Genomic DNA, 3,192 nt, shown 5'->3' on the forward strand with positions numbered 1-3,192 from the left:
AAGTGGACCATGCCCATCCGGGATTGGAAGGCTGCGCTGACCCGCTTTACCATTGAGTTCGGAGACCGCATCTCCGTCAATTGAAGTCCGAACCGTTTACACAAAAATTCGGACACGCCCCTGCATCGCCAATTGTGGGCGCAGGCCGAAAAGCTGGTGCTGGCTGGCAAGCACGTCGACGTGCCGACGCTGATGGACCAGATGCGCGGCTTTGAGGTGGACTGGGAGTACGTACACAGCCTGACCTGCGCCGGGTACTACCCCAAGCGAGGCATCCAGCAGCACGCTGAGATGGTGGCTGCCAATGCCCAGCAGCGGCACCTGGAAGCTGTGGCCGATGAAGTGCGAGAGTTGGCCCGCGATGAGTCTCTGTCGCTGGAGCAGCGTATTTCCAAAGCTGTGCTGTCGTTGGAGGGGGTGATTCAGGTCCGCAACACCGTGGAGGCCGCGCCGATCGAGCGCTATGCCGCCGGGCTGCTGGATCGTCTGCAGGCGATGGCAGATGGAAAGCTGCAGCCAGGCCGGCCCACTCGCATTCCTATGCTTGACCACAAGCTGTCAGGCGGTTTCCGCGATGGGCAGTTGGTGATCGTGGCCGCCCGGCCTTCGGTGGGTAAATCCAGCCTGGCCCAGCAGTTCGCTCTGACGCATGCACTGGATGGCATCCCTTCGGCTTTTTTCGGCATGGAGATGAGCAACGAGGAGTTGACCAACCGAACGACCGCGAACCTGGGCCGTGTGCCGCTGGGTGCGCTAAAGACCGGACGCCTGGATCACGGCGACTGGGAGCTGGTCACCGATGCTGTGGAGCGCATGCGTGGGTTGCCCCTGCACCTTCTGGAAAAGCATCGCATGAGTCTTGGGGATGTGAATAGTCAGGCCCGCAAGCTGGTGCGCCGCTTCGGCATCAAAACTCTGGTGGTCGACTACCTGCAGCTCATGAAGGAGCCCCCTCGAAGCCGTGACCGCGAGCGCCGTGTGGAACTGGAAGAAATCACACGAGGCATGAAGCAGCTGGCCAAGCAGATGGGGATCACCATCGTGCTGCTTTCCCAGCTCAACCGATCCATTGAATCGCGTACAAACCCGCGACCCGTCATGTCCGATTTGAAGGAGTGTGGTGCGATCGAGGAAGACGCCGACGTGATCTTGGCTCTGTGGACTCACCGCAAGGGGGAATGTGGCGATCTCAAGGGCTGCGCGATCCTGAAGAACCGTGACGGAGAAACCGGTGATGTACCTCTGCACTTCGAGGGGGCGTACCAGCGCTGGACAGAGTCCACCGAGTCACTGCGCAGTAACACGCAGGGCGTGACGACCAAGCGACTGGCTGATGACTTTTAGAGCTATAAAAAAGGAGTGCAAAACAATCATGGAGATCCAGGCCATCATCATGATCGTAACGCCTGGTGGAGGACTGCTTGCCAAGCCAAGTAGCCAGATCGGCTTGGACCGTTTGTTTAGAAGCAATCGAGCGCGGGGCTCCGCGTGCAAAAGCTACTCGCCCCCCCCTAAGGTTTCCACATATCAGGGTGCAAACCAAGAATTGACCTCATAGCGAAAACCTAGCGAGGTCGACATGAACCAACTCACTGTAGCGGGCAGTGCGCCCCTGACCATGACCAGCGCCGAGATTGGCGAGCTGGTCGAATCACGCCATGACAGTGTGAAGCGCACCATTGAACGCTTGGCCGAGCGTGGTGTGATTCAACTTCCACCATTGGTGGATGTTCCAAACCACCTAGGTCAGACCGTAAGCGTCTACCAACTTGAGAAGCGTGACAGTTTGGTGGTGGTGGCCCAGCTCTCGCCCGAGTTCACAGCCCGCATCGTGGACCGCTGGCAAGAGCTGGAAGCACAGCAGGCCCCAGCCTTGCCTGCCACCTACCTTGATGCCCTGCGTGCACACCTTGCATCTGAAGAAAAAGCCGCGGCTCTGGCCATTGAAGTCCAGAAGAAGGAGCAGGCCCTGGTGGAAGCGGCCCCCAAGGTGGAGTTCGTCGAGCGATATGTGCAGGCCAGCAGCGGGGCCTTGGGTTTCCGCCAGGTCTGCAAGACGCTGTGCCTCAATGAGAAGTGGCTGGCCGAGTTCTTGGAGCTGCACCAGATCATGTACCGCCTGGGCGGAAAACTCACACCCTACCAGCAGCATATTCAGGCCGGCCGCTTTGAAGTGAAGACCGGTGTGTCGGATAGCGGCTATGGCTATGTGCAGCCCAAGTTCACCCCCAAGGGGGTGGAGTGGCTGGCTGCAGAGATTGCCAAGCACCATGCAGCCAAGCAGATGAAGGCGCTGGCAGCTTGACGGTCTGTGTGTGGATTTTGCCAACGCTTGCAGTCAGCAAAAAAATGAATAGCGTTCAACAGACAAGCCAAGGCGTGTACGTTGCCGGCCTTTTTAACTTCAGCCCCCGCGAGCTTGAGCGAATGGCGGCTCTCAAAAGCCTGGATGGCCTGGGCATTGAGTGGCTGCCGATGCGGCAGGTTCATGAGTATGTGCCCATCGCCCAGGAAACCGCTAGGCGCCTTTGGGCCTACAAGCCGCCCAAGTGCATCACTGTGGAGCGGCGTGACGGCAAGCTTTATGCCCGGGTCGAGGATCTCAGAATTTACATGGCGAGGCGTAAATTGCTCACTGAGAAACATGCGGCCCTGGGGTTTGGCTCATTGGTCAGAATTTCCACGTTGCCTGAAGAGCGGGAAAACTGGGTCGGCAGGCGTGCGACGGGGAAGTATGCGGCGATCCAGGGCATGCTGTGCACAACGCAGGACATCGCCCGTGTCATGGGTGTGAAGCGCAATTCGCTCAGTCACAAGCACTATCGAGAGATCCTGCCACGTCCACTGCTGTGGAGACATGGGGGCGCTAAAGCGTCGAACCTTTGGCCGCGGGAGGTGCTTGAGTTTGCCCAGTTTGCGCGGGAGTCCTTGAGCAAATCGTCGAGAGCACGAAAGATCCTTGAAAAGGCGGCCAGGCAGATTGAGCAAAGTTACGAGCACCTGTGCGTGGACGACTTGATCTTGGCGCAAATGCGAAAGTCAGGGAGCCCGAAAACCAGCTCCCCCCTCTAAGAACGTGTTCAAGATCTCCTGAGCAGCAGAACCAGGAAAGCCAAGTGGACGAACTGCAAGCTGGTGTTGAGCAGCCGCTCGCAGTTCTTCCACAGCCGCCGATTCTTGTCTAGCCAGGCA

The 3,192-nt window shown here is 58.7% G+C and carries 3 protein-coding genes and 1 pseudogene; 3 read left to right on the forward strand and 1 reads right to left on the reverse strand.

Annotated elements, in window-relative coordinates:
- Nucleotides 1-132 precede the first annotated feature (132 nt).
- The 3 genes from SJH88_RS18725 (at nt 133) to SJH88_RS18735 (ending at nt 3,072) form a co-directional block, all read left to right on the forward strand.
- A complete protein-coding gene (locus SJH88_RS18725) occupies nt 133-1,344 on the forward strand; it encodes a replicative DNA helicase (RefSeq protein WP_274755341.1) in 1,212 nt (403 codons plus the stop codon).
- 235 nt (nt 1,345-1,579) lie between these two features.
- Nucleotides 1,580-2,305, forward strand: a complete 726-nt coding sequence (locus SJH88_RS18730) for a phage antirepressor KilAC domain-containing protein (protein WP_270152269.1) — start codon at nt 1,580-1,582, stop codon at nt 2,303-2,305.
- Nucleotides 2,302-3,072 (forward strand): hypothetical protein, encoded by a 771-nt coding sequence (locus SJH88_RS18735; RefSeq protein WP_274755342.1) that lies wholly within the window; start codon nt 2,302-2,304, stop codon nt 3,070-3,072. Before SJH88_RS18730 ends, SJH88_RS18735 begins: the two co-directional genes overlap by 4 nt.
- Before the next feature lie 8 nt (nt 3,073-3,080).
- Here the strand turns inward: SJH88_RS18735 and SJH88_RS18740 are convergent.
- Nucleotides 3,081-3,192, reverse strand: a pseudogene (locus SJH88_RS18740) (IS5/IS1182 family transposase); the annotation flags it as partial.

Source organism: Comamonas sp. GCA5 (assembly GCF_036541385.1).
GTDB classification, from domain to species: Bacteria; Pseudomonadota; Gammaproteobacteria; order Burkholderiales; family Burkholderiaceae_C; genus Comamonas; species Comamonas aquatica.